Origin of the sequence: Microbulbifer agarilyticus S89 (genome assembly GCF_000220505.1) — a bacterium.
Lineage (GTDB): Bacteria > Pseudomonadota > Gammaproteobacteria > Pseudomonadales > Cellvibrionaceae > Microbulbifer > Microbulbifer agarilyticus_B.
The window spans coordinates 56335-70796 of the sequence record NZ_AFPJ01000030.1 but is presented as its reverse complement, the minus strand read 5'-3'; the positions used below and the strand labels follow the sequence as shown (position 1 = coordinate 70796).

Here is a 14462-nt window from a genome sequence, read left to right as displayed (position 1 = left end):
TTTCTCTCGAGGTCAGTCGGGCCGCGCGTGGTAAGCGGGGCGCGCAGCGGGCATTTGGCCAGATACGCGGGAAACCGTGGCAATTTGGCTAAGAAGGCGCCTATTGGCGTATTTTTCCGGGTTATCGCCGTATAATTCTAGTTCTGAATTTGCCCCCCGTAGCCGGCAGGCCGGGTCCAGTGACAAAGTCAGCATCTATTTAAACTAGGAAGATTTTGTGCGTCGCCGGATTCCGCTTGCACCAGCTGCGGTGGGCCCGGACAATATGCGGCCATTTTTTGCCCCGCGTGCCCGCTTGTGGTGCTGGCGTGCGGCAGTAGTGACGAGAATCTATGCCAATCCTTGCCCTGGGAATCAATCATGACAGCGCGCCGGTCGCCGTGCGCGAGCGGGTGGCGTTTGCTCCCGAAGTGATGCCCAGTGCCCTTGCTGAGGCGCGCATCGCTCTGGAATGCCCAGAATTGGCCATTCTTTCCACCTGTAACCGCACCGAAATCTACGGGGAGGTCGCTCCGGAGGCCGTATTGGCCTGGGTCGCCGAGTACCACTCGGTCTCCCTGGAGGAACTCACCAGCTGCTATTACCAGTTCACTGATGAAGCGGCGGTGCGGCATATGATGCGGGTGGCCTGCGGGCTGGACTCCCTGGTACTGGGCGAGCCGCAAATCCTCGGACAGATCAAGTCTGCGTATGCGGTGGCCCGTGAGTCCGGCAGTGTCGGCCCCACATTGCACAGTGTGTTTCAGCAGGTGTTCTCGGTGGCCAAAAAGGTGCGTACCGAGACCGCCATTGGTGAGAACCCGGTATCGGTTGCCTTTGCTGCGGTGTCGCTCGCCTCGCGTATCTTTACCGACCTGGCTGAACAGACCGCCCTGCTGATCGGTGCCGGTGAGACCATCGAGCTGGTGGCCCGCCACTTGCTTGATAAAGGCGTAAAGCGACTGATCGTGGCAAACCGGACCCTGAACCGGGCCCAATCTCTCGCGGAAGACTTTGGTGCGGAGGCGATTCTGCTGGCAGATATCCCCGAGCATTTGCCGCGCGCGGACATCGTTATCAGTTCGACCGCCAGTCAGTTGCCGATCCTTGGCAAGGGTGCAGTGGAGACCGCGCTCAAAGCCCGTCGCCACCGCCCCGTGTTTATGGTGGATATTGCGGTGCCGCGGGACATCGAGCCGCAAGTCGGCGAGCTCGACGATATCTACCTCTACACCGTGGACGACTTGCGCGGTGTGATTGATGAAGGCAAGCGTCTGCGCGAGCAGGCGGCACAGGCCGCGGATGAGATTGTGAATGTGGCTGCTTCGGCTTTTATGCGCGAGCACCGCAGCCTGCGCGCCGTGGATTCCATTCGCAGTTACCGTCAGCAGGCCCAGGCAATCAGCAAAGATGAACTGGAAAAAGCACTGATTCAATTGCGCGCGGGCAGTGAACCAGAGCAATTGCTGGAACAGCTCGCACGCACATTAACCAACAAACTGATTCATGCCCCCACCGTGGCTTTGCGGCAGGCCACCGCGGAGGGTGACCTGGAACGCTTGCGCTTGGCCCGACAGATCATCGGGTTGAGCGCGGACGAAACGGGCATGGACGCGTCCGCGGGAAGCGAAAATTCCCCGGACAAGCAGGACAAGAAGAAACTCAAGTAATGAAAGCTTCGGTACAAAGCAAACTCGACAACCTGGTGGAGCGCCACGAGGAAGTGTCCGCCCTGTTGGGCGATGCGGAAATCATCAGTGACCAGGATAAATTCCGTGACCTTTCGCGGGAGTATTCCGAGCTCGAAGAAGTCGTCGGCTGCTATGGGCGCTACAAGACCCTGTTGGACGATATGGCCGGCGCGCGTGAAATGCTGGAGGAGAACGACCCGGAAATGCGCGAGATGGCTCAGGAAGAGCTGCGCGAAGCGGAAGCGCAACTGGAGCCGCTGGAAAAAGAACTGCAGACACTGCTGCTACCTCGCGACCCCAACGATCGCAAGAATGTTTACCTGGAAATTCGTGCCGGTACAGGTGGCGACGAAGCGGCGATTTTCTCTGGTGACCTGTTCCGTATGTATTCGCGCTATGCGGAGAAGCAGGGCTGGCGCATTGAAATTATCAGTGAGAACGCCGGTGAACACGGCGGCTACAAGGAAATCATCACCCGTGTTGCCGGTGAAGATGTCTATGCAAAACTGAAATTCGAATCCGGCGCGCATCGCGTGCAGCGGGTGCCGGAAACAGAATCCCAGGGGCGTATTCACACTTCCGCGTGTACCGTGGCGGTGATGCCGGAGCCGGACGAGCGCGACGCGATCGAAATTAACAAAGCGGACCTGCGTGTGGATACCTACCGCGCCTCCGGTGCCGGTGGTCAGCACGTGAACAAGACGGATTCCGCGGTGCGCCTTACCCATATCCCCACCGGTATTGTGGTGGAGTGTCAGGATGAACGTTCCCAGCACAAGAACCGGGCCAAAGCGATGGCGCTGCTGCAGGCAAAACTCAACAGCGCCCAGGAATCTGCCGCCGCCCAGGAAATCTCCGATGCGCGCCGCAACCTGGTGGGCAGTGGTGATCGCTCCGAGCGTATTCGCACCTATAACTTCCCGCAGGGGCGCGTGACCGATCACCGCATTGGCCTGACCCTGTACAAGCTTGATGAAGTGATGCAGGGCGCTGTGGATGAGGTGATCGGCCCGTTGCGCACCGAGTATCAGGCGGATCAGCTGGCGGCGTTGGGGCAGAGCTAATCGGTATGGCAACGGTTAAGGAAAACCTGCAACGCGCGATAGAACTGATCGACAGCGACACCCCGCGGCTGGATCTCGAGGTGCTGTTGTGTCACCTGTTGGGCAAGTCGCGCGCCTGGCTGTATACCTGGCCGGAACAGTTGCTAAACGACGACCAGCAAGCGGAATTTGAGCAGCTCCTCAAGCGGCGTGTGGCCGGTGAGCCGGTAGCCCACCTGACCGGTAGCCGGGAATTCTGGTCGCTGCCGTTCAAGGTGAATCGCTCTACCCTGATCCCCCGTCCCGACACGGAAGTGCTTGTGGAAACCGTGCTTTCCCTCTGTCCGCAGGAATCGGCGCGGCTACTCGATCTCGGTACCGGTACCGGCGCCATCGCCCTGGCCCTGGCGAGTGAAAAAAAGCACTGGCAAATTACCGCGGTGGATACCATGCCCGCAGCAGTTGCGCTGGCGGAAGAAAACCGCGATGCGCTCGGCCTTGGCAACGTACACATCCTGCAGAGCGACTGGTTTTCTGCTCTGGCTGATGCCACCTTTGACGTTATCGTCAGCAATCCTCCCTATATCGATACGCAGGATCCGCACTTGCGCGAAGGGGATGTGCGCTTTGAACCTGTGTCAGCACTGGTGGCGGGTGAAAAGGGGCTCGCCGATATTCGTACGATCGCCGCTCAGGCAAGCGGTCACCTCTCTGAAAATGGCCTGCTGCTGGTTGAGCATGGCTGGGAGCAGGGCAAGGCTGTGCGCGAACTGTTTTCCGAGTATGGATACAACAACGTCGAAACTCGCCGCGATTATGCTGGGCGGGACCGTATTACGCTGGGACGTATATAGTCACAGCAATATGCCCCCGATGTGATCGCAGTGGGGGTGGCCAGTAAGGAAACCGGCTAGGACATTACGCATGCATGACCATGCCCACCAGCAACACGGTAGCGGACGCCTGAAGCCCCTCGTCTGGGGGCTTGTTATTACCTTTCTGTTCGCCATCGTTGAGGCCATCGGCGGCTGGCTTTCCGGCTCCCTCGCGTTATTGGGGGACGCCGGCCATATGATTACCGATTCGTTCTCTCTCGCTCTCGGCGCGGTGGCGGCATTGATTGCGCGCAAACCCGCAAGCCGGGTGATGTCATTTGGGTGGGGGCGTGCGGAAGTACTCGCCGCGATGGTCAATGCGCTACTGATGCTGTTGATCGTGGTGGGTATTTCAATGGCCGCGTTTGATCGCCTGCGAAACCCGCAGCCGGTTGCCGGTGGCGTGGTGATGCTGATCGCCGCGATTGGCTTGCTGGTGAATGTGGCCGTGGCCTGGGTGCTGCACCGCGGCGAGCAAACCCTGAATATTCGCGGCGCGTTACTGCATGTTATGGGCGACCTGCTGGGCTCGGTGGCGGCGCTGGTGGCAGGGGGCGTGATTTATTTCACCGGCTGGACACCGATCGACCCGTTGCTTTCCATGTTGATTTGCATCCTGATCCTGATAGCCAGCGCGCGGCTAATCAGGGATGCGGTCGATGTATTGATGGCACGTGTGCCCCGTGAATTGAGTTTACCCAGTGTGGCGGAAGCCATGGCATTAGAGGAGGGTGTGCGGTCCGTGCACGACCTGCATATCTGGCGTTTCGACAGCAGCACGATTCTGCTGTCTGCGCACATCATTGTCGATGATCTGGTGGCCTGGCCGCGGGTGCTGGAAAGGCTGAGCAATACCTTGAACAAGCGATTCGGGATTCAACACATCACCTTGCAACCCGAGCCATTACACCTTGACCCCACACCGGTAATCGACCGGGTGAGTAATACACCGCCTTCCTGATCTTTGTTTCGCAGAAAGCTTTCTTTTTTACTGCCTTTTCTACTGCTGCCTTAGCCTCTGCTTTCTTCACTCGTCCTCTTCGCTTTGCTCCTCAGGATCGCCGGAAGGTTTGGACTCCGCGCCTGATATTGGCTGATCTTTGGCTGCCCCAGAGTCTTGCTGCGGCTGCTTCTTGGTAGCCGTTTCAGGTGCGGTGGGCGCAGGCTCAGCTTCTACGGTCACTTCCTGTGGTGCGGAAATTTGCTCTTCCGGGGCCTGAATACCAATGTGGTAAGCGGCAAAGCCCGGTTGCACCACCTGGTTCATGGCCATGCCGAGAATGCGCCCGTTGTACTGGGAGCGAATTTCTTTGCGCACGTTGGTGATCGGGTTGGTGACGGTGCCGAGCAGGTCACCTTTGCGCACGGTCGAGCCCAGCTTTACGTTGCTGAAAATAATGCCGCCGGTGGTCGCACGCTGCCAGGTGGAGTTGTAGTACACCGGCTCCGGGTCACCCCACAGGCTGAATTTGCTCATCATGCCGAGCTGATTGAGCAGGGTGCGAATACCTTTCACACTGTGGCTGACCGACAGCTCATCCAGCACCATGGGGGCGCCCGCTTCCAGGGTGACAGTCGGGATGCCCGCTTCCACCGCGGCCCGTCGCAGGGTGCCCTTGGCGCCGTCGCTGTGCAGCACCACGGTGGAGCCAAAGCCTTTGGTCAGTTTGACGACTTTAGGGTCCTTCAGATCGCCACGCAGCTGCGGCAAGTTGGTGCGGTAAAACGAACCGGTATGCAGGTCGACGATGGCGTTACAGTGCACCACCACTTCATCAAAAAACGAGCGCGCAATGCGTGAGGCCGAGGAACCGCGGTTATCGCCTGGGAAGTGGCGATTCAGATCGCGGCGGTCGGTGAGATAGCGCGAGCTGCGGTGAAACCCCTGCAGGTTCACGATGGGTACACCGATAACCGCGCCCTTCAGAGTGTCCTCGTCCAGGTTGTACATCACCCGGCGCACGGTCTCGATACCGTTCAGTTCGTCACCGTGAATCGCGGCAAACAAACACAGGGTTGGCCCCGTTTCCGCACCGTTTACCACCAGCACAGGCGTGGCACTGTACACGCCCTCGAAATGCTGGCGCGGCGACCAGGCCAGACGCGTGGTGGTTGCTGGAGGCACTTCCGCGCCCAGTAATTGCAGTGGGCGACCGACGGGCTCCTCTTGCTCAATAACTGGAGCTTCAATTGGCGCTTCGGGCGCAGCGGTTTCTTCGGCGGGAGCAGACTCTTTATTGGCCGCCGGCGGTACGACCAGCTCGCTCTCGCTCACGGGCTTGTCGAGCTCGACGCTTTTTGCCTTGGGGATCGGCTTTTCCGCCTGGTCGCCCGCACTGCGCTGGTCGCTTTCCTGTAGCGCGCTGGTCTCCGGTGAGGGCTCAACCGGCAGGGCTTGCTGGGCGGATGTCTCCGGCTCTGGGGTCTTGTCGCTTTGGTTTGATTCGTCCAGGGCCAGCGAGGGTGCCGCCAGGCAGTACAGGGCAAGCAGGAGGGAGGGGCGCAGAGCGCGATGACGCATGAAAAGCTCCGTTTTACTGGAAATACCGCGGCGGCCAGGGCGAGGTGGCCGCGCGCGATGATTCGGATGTCTGGAAACTGAGAGCGCGAGTATAGCTAATCGGTTCCCGGCGAATTGCGCGGCACTTGGCGATTCTGCGATTCTGGCCGGTCAGCGCGCCCGCCTGTTGCTAGGTTATAGAGGGGTGAGGTGGGCGGCAGGCAGTGCCTTGTTGCTGGTCCGCTGGAGTCGCCAGAGCAACAGCACCGATGCGGTGCCCAGACCGATGCAGATCCCGACCCAGTAGCCGTAAACCCCCCAGAACTGCTCGCCCAGCCAGTAAGCGGAGGGCAGCCCAATTAACCAGTAGGAGAAGAGCTGGATGTACATGGGCACCCGCGTGTCCTTGTATCCGCGCAGCGCTCCCCAAGCCATGGCCTGGGCCACATCCACCAGCTGGAACGCCGCCGCGAGCAGCAGCAGATTGGTGGCTACCGCAATGATTTCCGCGTTGCTCGTGTAAGCGAGTACCAACAAATTACGCAGGCTAATGAGCACCACGCCGGTACCGAGAGCGTAAATCAGGCCGCTGCCCACGCCCACCATACTGACAAAGCGCGCACGTTTCGGGCGTTCCTGGCCCAGTACCTGGGCGGTGCGGATACTGACGGCCTGCGCCAGCGCCAGTGCCACCAGATAAAAAACGGAGCCGATGCTCATGCCAATCTGGTGTGCGGATACGATGGTGGCGCCATAGGAGGCGAGCAGCAGGGTAAGGCTGGCAAAGAAGGTTACTTCACCGGCGGCGCCAACACAGATTGGCATGCCCACTGCCAACAGGTGCTTCAGGGTGGGCCAGTGCGGCCGCTCTGGCAACAGGCGCAACTTCAACGCCCGGTATGCGGGATCGTTACCCGCATGCCAGTACAGCGCGATGGCAATCGCCCAGCAAACCAGACTGGTGGCCCAGCCACATCCTGCACCACCCATGGCGGGAATCGGTCCCCAGCCAAACACAAACAGGATATCCAGCGGCACATTGAGGACCGCCGCAGCAAGATAAATACGCATCACCGGGCGCACCTGCGCCATGCCTTCACAATACCCGCGCAGGGCGCTGCCAAAGGCAAACGGCAGTACCCCGGTGGCCAGGGCCAGCAGGTACTGCACCATGATTTTGCGCACCGGTTCCTCGGTTTGGATCCAGTGGCTCCACAGCGGCGCGGCGAGTAAAGCGCCGGCCACCAGCAAACCGCCTACCAGCGCAATCCACACCGACTGGCTCATCTGCTGCGCGCACCCCTGTTCGTCACGGGCGCCGCGCAGATTGGCCACCACCGGTGACACTGCCGCCAGCATACCGATCAGGGTCACCGCGCATACCGCCCAGATGCTCGAACCGAGGGCGAGACCAGCCAGATCCACTTCGCCGGAGCGTCCGGCGACGATGGTGTCGGTAACCCCCATGCTCACCACCGCGAGGTTGCTCACTACTAGCGGCCCACCGAGATTGGTGAGGTGGCGTAGCTCGGTGGCTGTGGCGCGTTTATAGATTCGAAGCATGGGTGTAAGCGAAGTCTGCTCGGCAAATGCGTTGGGGGCTAAACTGTTCGGGACCAAATTGGCGGGCGAAATGTAAGCATTCCACGCCCTCAGCGACTACTAAACAGGTTGGATCAAACGGGTTCAGTCGCAATACACCAAAACGGGAGCGGATTATGGATGGGGCGCACAGCGGGTTCAATCGATTCTATGAGGGTTTTTTGCGCTTTCTGCGGCCGCTGGATGGCTTGGGGCCACTGGCGTTGCGGCTATTTTTAGGGCCGATCTTTATTCTCGCCGGCTGGAACAAGTTGATGGGGATCGGTGATGTTGCGGCCTGGTTCGGTAACCCGGACTGGGGCCTGGGGTTGCCCGCGCCCACGCTGTTGGCCTGGTTGGCCGCACTCACCGAGTTTTTCGGCGGTATTGCCCTGGTGCTGGGCCTGGGGGTGCGCCTTGCCGCAATCCCGCTGATGTTCACCATGGTGGTCGCCGCGGTGGCGGCCCACTGGCAATATGGCTGGCACGCGCTGCCGGAGCAAACGCTCACTATGCCGTGGGAGTGGCGCAAGGACCTGATTGCGGAAGCCGCAGTGCGCAAGGAAAAGGCGGTGGAGTTGCTCAAGGAATACGGGCATTACGAGTGGTTGACCGAAGCCGGCAACTTCACCGTGTTGAAGAATGGCATCGAGTTTGCGGCCACTTACTTCATTATGCTGCTGGCACTGTTGTTTACCGGTGGCGGGCGCTTTGTAAGCCTCGACTACTGGATCGCGCGTCGCCGCGGCTTGCTGCAGGATTAAGCGCGCGCCAGGCACCGAACGCACGATTTACGGCGCTTGCTCGCTGCTTCCCGCGCCGTTCACACATAAATGATATACTCGCCGATTATTTAACCCGTTCCTGTGGCTTGTTGGTCACAGGAGCTACCCGGAACAGCCGGTCTGCGGCCGTACCGGGGCAATTGAGCGAGCAATCTTTTGATAGGCAAGTTTTTCCGTCGTTCCTCCGACAAATCTGAAAATGCATCCCAAGAGCAGGCTAAGGGCCAGAAGGCCGGCCCGGGTGCCGACAAGCGCTCAGCGGAGGGCAAGTCCACTTCCGGAAAGGATGGCCGTTCCCGCGGGCGTCAGCGCAACCGCCGCCGTGATCAGCGCACAGATAGTCGCAAGGATACTCGCGCTAAGGTTCCGCAGAAGCCGTGGACGCTGGACGATTTCCCGGTGCCGGAGCAGGAAGGCAAAGTGCGCTTCCACGATCTGGATCTGCCGCTGCCGTTAATGCACGCAATCGCGGACCTCGGCTTCCAGTACGCTTCGCCGATTCAGGGACAGTCTCTCCCGCACACGCTCAACGGCCACGACCTGGTGGGCAAGGCACAGACCGGTACCGGGAAAACGGCCGCCTTCCTGATTACCGTGATTGACGACCTGCTCAAGCATCCGTTCGATGGCGAGCGCTACGCCGGTGAAGCCCGCGCACTGATCATCGCGCCGACCCGTGAACTGGTGATGCAGATCGCCGACGATGCCAAGAACCTGTGTAAGTACACCGACCTGGAAATTCACACCTTGGTCGGCGGCATGGATTACGAGAAACAGCAGCGGGCGCTGAACGAACGCCTGGTAGACATTCTGGTGGCCACACCGGGCCGCCTGCTGGATTTCGTTAACAAGCGCGACTGTTACCTCGACCAGACCGAAATCCTGGTGATCGACGAAGCGGACCGCATGCTGGATATGGGCTTTATCCCCGATGTCCGTCGTATTGTGCGTCAGACCCCGCGCAAGACCCATCGCCAGACCATGTTCTTCTCCGCCACATTTACCCCCGAGGTAGATGACCTGGTGGAGCAGTGGACCACCGAGCCGACCATCGTGGAAATTGAGCCGGAGCGCGTGGCAACCGATACGGTTACCCAGCATGTGTACCTGGTGTCCGGTGACGAAAAATACCCGCTGCTGTACAACATCGTGCAGCAGGATGATGTGGACAGCCTGATCGTCTTTGCCAACCGCCGCGACCAGTGCCGTCGCCTGCACGACCACCTGATTGCGCACGGCATCAAGGCCGGGCTGTTGTCTGGTGAAGTGGCGCAGAACAAGCGCGTGCGCACCCTGGAAGACTTCAAAACCGGTAAATCCAAAGTGCTGGTGGCCACCGATGTGGCCGGCCGGGGCATTCACATCGACGGTATCAGTCACGTAGTGAATTACACCCTGCCGGAAGAGCCGGAAGATTACGTACACCGTATCGGGCGTACCGGGCGTGCGGGCAAGAAGGGCACCTCCATCAGCTTTGCCTGTGAAGACGATGCGATGCGTCTGGAGCCGATCGAGACCTTGCTCGGCAACAAGCTGAAGTGCGAAGTGCCGCCGGAAGAGCTGCTGGTTGCGCCGCCCAAGGTGGAAGTGAAGCGCAGCAGTGGTGGCGATCGCAATGACCGTGGTGGCCACCGCGGTGGTCGTCGCGGTGGTGGTGGACACCGCTCGCGTCGTTGATCTTTCAGCGGCGCTTTGCTCATAAAAAACGCGGGTGATACCCGCGTTTTTTTTATGCCTGCTTACTTGCTGTCTTTCGGCCCTTCAATACCTTTCGGCCATTTCTTCGTTGCGGCGACCGCTGGCTGATCGACGGGGAAACTCCGCCCGTTTGGCCCCTTGCCGGGATCGCCATCGGACCAGATGCGCTCCACCCATAACGCCGTGCCACCGGCAACCGCCGCCGGCATCACAAAGATATTCAGGATCGGCACCATCTTCGCCAGCATTACACTGCCCCCGAAACCGAGGGTGGTGAATTTCTTGCGCATCAGCACGCTCTTCAGTTCGCTGAAGGAGCGCTGATGGTTATCCAGCGGGTAATCCACATACTGAATCGCCATACACCAGGCACCCCAGAGCGCGCCGAGCAGGGCGGGGATAAATACGGTCCAGCTGGTGAGCAGGGCGATTACAAAGATCACGATACCCCAGCCAATAAAGTACATCAGCTTGCGCAGCTCCCGACCGAGGGTGCGGAAGATCATGCTGTGCAAGGCTTCCGGGGGTGGCGGGTGGCCGGTCAGCAGTTCTTCGACTTTCTCTGCCAGCAGGCCGTTAAATGGGGCGGCAATGATGTTGGTGATAATGCCGAACAGGTAGCCGTAGACGAAGAAGAACAGCAGTACGACCACGATGGCGATCAACCAGGCCAGCCACTGGAAAACACTCGCTGCCCAGTCTGCGCCAGTAGCGAGAATGGCACGCCACCAGGACATATTGGAGGTGTCTACCGGGGTGTCGGACAGCAGGCTGCCGATATAACGGCCCAGGTCGTCGAACTGGCTGATCATCAGGGCGCCCAGCGCGATAAACAGCACCAGGTTGATGAGCAGGGGAATAATGATGAACGGGCGCAGCTCTTTCCGGGTAAGCAGCTGCGCCCCCCGGATCAGTGCGTGTACGCCATGTGCCGGGTTGGAAGCCATGACTTACTGCGCTCCCGCGGCCTTCAGGATGTCGGCATACTCGGCACCTTGTTCGTGCTCGCCAATTCGCGCCAGCAGAGTCTGGCCTTCCGGGCTCTGGCTGTTCAGGTCGAGGCCCTGTTCCTTGAACAGGCGCACGAAGGTTGCAAAGTTTTCTGCTTTCATGCCGCGGTATGCGCGCTCCAGCAGGTAGAAGTCGCGGTTAAACCCTTCCGGGGCTTCACCTTCGAGAAAGCCGGCGATACGTGCATCGTCGAACACTTCACCGAGAACTTTTTGCTTGTCTTTTTTCAGGCTCACTTGTTAATTCCTTGCGTGGTCTGTTGTAGCTCTTGTCCGGGCGCCACCGGAGGTGGGGTGATACCACCAATGCCTCCGGTCTCAGCCCCAGTCTCAACCCCAGTCTCAACCTCAGAGTAGGGCGTCCAGCTTCTCTTTCAGGACCTTGTTGATCATCTGCGGGTTCGCCTGGCCTTTGGAGGCCTTCATGATCTGACCGACAAAGAAGCCCATCATTTTTGGGCGCTTGTCGGGGTCGGCATTGCGGTAGTTTTCTACCTGAGCAGAAGAGGCCGCGATCACGTCGTCAACCAGCTTCTCAATCGCGCCGGTGTCAGAAACCTGCTTCAGGCCCTTGGCCTCAATCACGGTATCCGCATCGCCGTCACCGTTCGCCATAGCCTCAAACACCTGCTTGGCGATCTTGGAGGAAATGGTGCCGTCTTTGATGCGCGCGATCAGGCCCGCCAAATGCTCGGCGTTTACCGGGGACTGCTCGATGGATTTTTCTTCGCGGTTGAGCAGAGCCGCGAGCTCGCCCATCACCCAGTTGGCCGCCAGTTTGGCTTCGCCACTTTTTGCCGCAACCTGCTCAAAGTAGTTTGCCGTGGAGCGCTCCTGGGTTAGCTGGTCTGCGTCGTAGGCAGACAGGCCGTATTCCTTTTCAAAGCGTGCGCACTTGGCGTCGGGCAGTTCCGGCAGGTCGCCGCGCACCTGTTCGATATATTCGTCCGACAGTACCACCGGCAACAGGTCCGGGCAGGGGAAGTAGCGGTAGTCGTTGGCCACTTCCTTGCTGCGCATGGAGCGGGTTTCGTTCTTGTCCGCATCGTACAGGCGGGTTTCCTGTACCACCTTGCCGCCATCCTCGATCAGGTCGATCTGGCGCTGGGCCTCTACCTTGATGGCCTTCTCGATAAAGCGGAAGGAATTCAGGTTTTTGATCTCGGTGCGGGTGCCCAGTTCTTCCTCGCCCTTGAGACGCACGGAAACGTTGGCGTCACAGCGCAGGGAGCCCTGAGACATATCGCCGTCGGAAATGCCCAGGTAAGTCACGATGCTGTGGATCTTTTTCAGGTAGGCCACGGCCTCGGCGGCACTGCGCATGTCCGGCTCGGACACGATCTCGATCAGCGGGGTGCCGGCACGATTCAGGTCGATACCGGACATGCCATGAAAGTCTTCGTGCAGGGATTTACCCGCATCTTCTTCCAGGTGCGCGTGGTGCAGGCGCACGGTCTTGCTGCTGCCATCTTCCAGGTGGATCTCGATCTGGCCTTCGCCAACGATCGGTTGTTCCAGCTGGGTGGTCTGGTAGCCCTTGGGCAGGTCCGGATAAAAATAGTTTTTGCGCTCGAATACGGAGCGCTTGCCGATTTCCGCATTCATCGCCAGGCCGAACATGACCGCGAAGCGGAAGGCTTCTTCATTGGGCACCGGCAAGGTGCCGGGCATGGCCAGATCTACCGCGCAGGCCTGGGTGTTGGGGGCGGCACCAAATGCGGTGCTGGCACCGGAGAAAATTTTTGATTGGGTGGCCAGCTGCACATGCACTTCCAGCCCGATTACGACTTCCCATTCCACGTCGCTTCTCCTTGTTCCTACTTATTCTGCTGCCGGGGCGGTTTGTTGATGCCAGTCACTGGCTTGCTGGAACTGGTGCGCCACGTTCAGCATGCGCGCCTCGTCTAGGTAGTTGCCAATGATCTGCAGGCCGACGGGCAGGCCGTGGGCGAAACCGCAGGGGATGGACATGCCGGGCAGGCCCGCCAGGTTAGTGGCGATGGTGTAAATGTCTTCCAGGTACATGGCCACCGGGTCGGCATTCTTCTCACCCAGCTTGAATGCGGGGTTCGGAGCCGTGGGGCCCATGATGACGTCGACCTTGTCGAAAGCATCGACAAAGTCCTGCTTGATCAGGCGGCGCACCTGCTGGGCCTTGTTGTAGTAGGCGTCGTAGTAACCGGCAGACAGGGCGTAGCTGCCGACAAGAATACGGCGCTTCACTTCCTCGCCGAAGCCCTCGCCGCGGGAGCGCATGTACAGGTCGCGCAGGTCCGCGGGGTTTTCACAGCGGTAGCCGTAGCGCACACCATCGAAGCGCGACAGGTTGGCGGAGGCCTCTGCCGGTGCGATCACGTAGTAGGCCGGTACCGCCAGCTTGCTGTGGGGCAGGCTGATTTCCACCAGCTCGGCACCGAGTTTTTCGTATTCCTTCAACGCGTCCTGGACGCGCGCGCCGACTTCACTATCGAGGCCTTCACCAAAGTATTCGCTTGGCACACCAATCTTGAGGCCGGCGATGGAGTCGTTCAGGTGCGCGGTGTAGTCCTGCACCGGGCGATCCAGGCAGGTGGAGTCTTTTGCATCGGGGCTCGCCATTACCGACAGCATCAGCGTGGCGTCTTCTGCGGTGCGTGTGATCGGGCCGCCCTGGTCCAGGCTGGAGGCGAACGCGATCATGCCCCAGCGTGACACACGGCCATAGGTCGGCTTGAGGCCGGTGGTACCGGTCATGGCCGCGGGCTGGCGAATCGAGCCGCCGGTGTCGGTGGCGGTGGCGCCCGGGGCCAGTAGCGCCGCCACTGCAGCAGCGGAACCGCCGGAGGAGCCGCCGGGGATGCGCTCCACATTCCAGGGGTTTTTCACTGCGCCGTAAAAGCTGGTCTCGTTGGAGGAGCCCATGGCGAACTCATCCATATTGGTCTTGCCCAGGCTGATGGCGCCCGCCCGCTGGAAGTTGTCGATTACGGTGGCGTCGTAGGGCGGCACAAAGTTGTCGAGCATCTTCGAGCCACAGCTGGTGCGCACGCCATTGGTGCAGAAGATATCCTTGTGTGCCACGGGTACACCGCACAGGGCCGGGGCATCGCCCTGCGCCAGGCGGGCGTCGGCAGCCGCAGCCTCTTTCAGCGCTTGCTCGCTGGTGACGGTGATAAAACTGTTGAACTGGTTGTCGAGCTGCTGGATACGTTCCAGGTAGTGGCTGGTGAGTTCAACGCTGGAGAATTGTTTGTCGCGCAGGCCGCGGATGATCTCGGCGATGGTCAACTGATGCATTGGAAATCCGGTTTCTTGTCTATT

General features: G+C 60.0%; 12 protein-coding genes. 6 read left to right on the top strand and 6 right to left on the bottom strand.

The window, feature by feature from the left end; genetic code table 11:
* Positions 1–332: 332 nt before the first annotated feature.
* The 4 genes from hemA to AS89_RS0109050 all read left to right on the top strand — a co-directional run bounded on the left by hemA (position 333) and on the right by AS89_RS0109050 (position 4549).
* Entirely contained in the window at positions 333–1649 is a 1317-nt protein-coding gene (hemA, locus tag AS89_RS0109065) for a glutamyl-tRNA reductase (RefSeq protein ID WP_010132232.1), read from the top strand.
* A complete protein-coding gene (prfA, locus tag AS89_RS0109060; RefSeq protein WP_010132231.1) occupies positions 1649–2734 on the top strand; it encodes a peptide chain release factor 1 in 1086 nt (361 codons plus the stop codon). The genes hemA and prfA overlap by 1 nt, the downstream gene beginning before the upstream one ends.
* 5 nt (positions 2735–2739) lie before the next feature.
* Positions 2740–3567, top strand: a complete 828-nt coding sequence (gene prmC / locus AS89_RS0109055; RefSeq protein WP_010132230.1) for a peptide chain release factor N(5)-glutamine methyltransferase — start codon at positions 2740–2742, stop codon at positions 3565–3567.
* A 70-nt stretch (positions 3568–3637) separates the two neighbouring features.
* Complete coding sequence (locus tag AS89_RS0109050; RefSeq protein ID WP_010132229.1) at positions 3638–4549, top strand: cation diffusion facilitator family transporter; 912 nt, start codon at positions 3638–3640, stop codon at positions 4547–4549.
* A gap of 66 nt (positions 4550–4615) precedes the next feature.
* Here AS89_RS0109050 and AS89_RS17260 read toward each other — a convergent pair whose 3' ends face one another.
* Positions 4616–6109, bottom strand: a complete 1494-nt coding sequence (locus AS89_RS17260; protein ID WP_010132228.1) for a succinylglutamate desuccinylase/aspartoacylase domain-containing protein — start codon at positions 6107–6109, stop codon at positions 4616–4618.
* Positions 6110–6283: 174 nt separating this feature from the next.
* Positions 6284–7651 carry an MATE family efflux transporter gene (locus AS89_RS0109040; protein WP_010132227.1) on the bottom strand — a complete coding sequence of 456 codons (1368 nt, stop codon included), beginning with the start codon at positions 7649–7651 and terminating at the stop codon, positions 6284–6286.
* Positions 7652–7806: 155 nt separating this feature from the next.
* On the opposite strand from AS89_RS0109040, the gene AS89_RS0109035 reads away from it, so the two are divergent.
* On the top strand, positions 7807–8433 hold the full coding sequence (locus tag AS89_RS0109035; RefSeq protein ID WP_010132226.1) for an HvfX family Cu-binding RiPP maturation protein: 627 nt from the start codon (positions 7807–7809) through the stop codon (positions 8431–8433).
* Between the two features lie 177 nt (positions 8434–8610).
* Positions 8611–10131, top strand: a complete 1521-nt coding sequence (gene rhlB, locus AS89_RS0109030; protein ID WP_010132225.1) for an ATP-dependent RNA helicase RhlB — start codon at positions 8611–8613, stop codon at positions 10129–10131.
* 62 nt (positions 10132–10193) lie between these two features.
* Here the strand turns inward: rhlB and cysZ are convergent, their stop codons facing one another.
* The 4 genes from cysZ to gatA all read right to left on the bottom strand — a co-directional run bounded on the left by cysZ (position 10194) and on the right by gatA (position 14438).
* On the bottom strand, positions 10194–11099 hold the full coding sequence (gene cysZ / locus AS89_RS0109025) for a sulfate transporter CysZ (protein ID WP_010132222.1): 906 nt from the start codon (positions 11097–11099) through the stop codon (positions 10194–10196).
* A 3-nt stretch (positions 11100–11102) separates the two neighbouring features.
* Positions 11103–11399, bottom strand: coding sequence for a PA4642 family protein (locus AS89_RS0109020; RefSeq protein WP_010132221.1), 297 nt, complete (start codon positions 11397–11399; stop codon positions 11103–11105).
* A 111-nt stretch (positions 11400–11510) separates the two neighbouring features.
* Positions 11511–12962 carry an Asp-tRNA(Asn)/Glu-tRNA(Gln) amidotransferase subunit GatB gene (gene gatB / locus AS89_RS0109015; RefSeq protein ID WP_010132220.1) on the bottom strand — a complete coding sequence of 484 codons (1452 nt, stop codon included), beginning with the start codon at positions 12960–12962 and terminating at the stop codon, positions 11511–11513.
* Between the two features lie 21 nt (positions 12963–12983).
* A complete protein-coding gene (gene gatA, locus AS89_RS0109010) occupies positions 12984–14438 on the bottom strand; it encodes an Asp-tRNA(Asn)/Glu-tRNA(Gln) amidotransferase subunit GatA (protein WP_010132219.1) in 1455 nt (484 codons plus the stop codon).
* Positions 14439–14462: the final 24 nt, after the last annotated feature.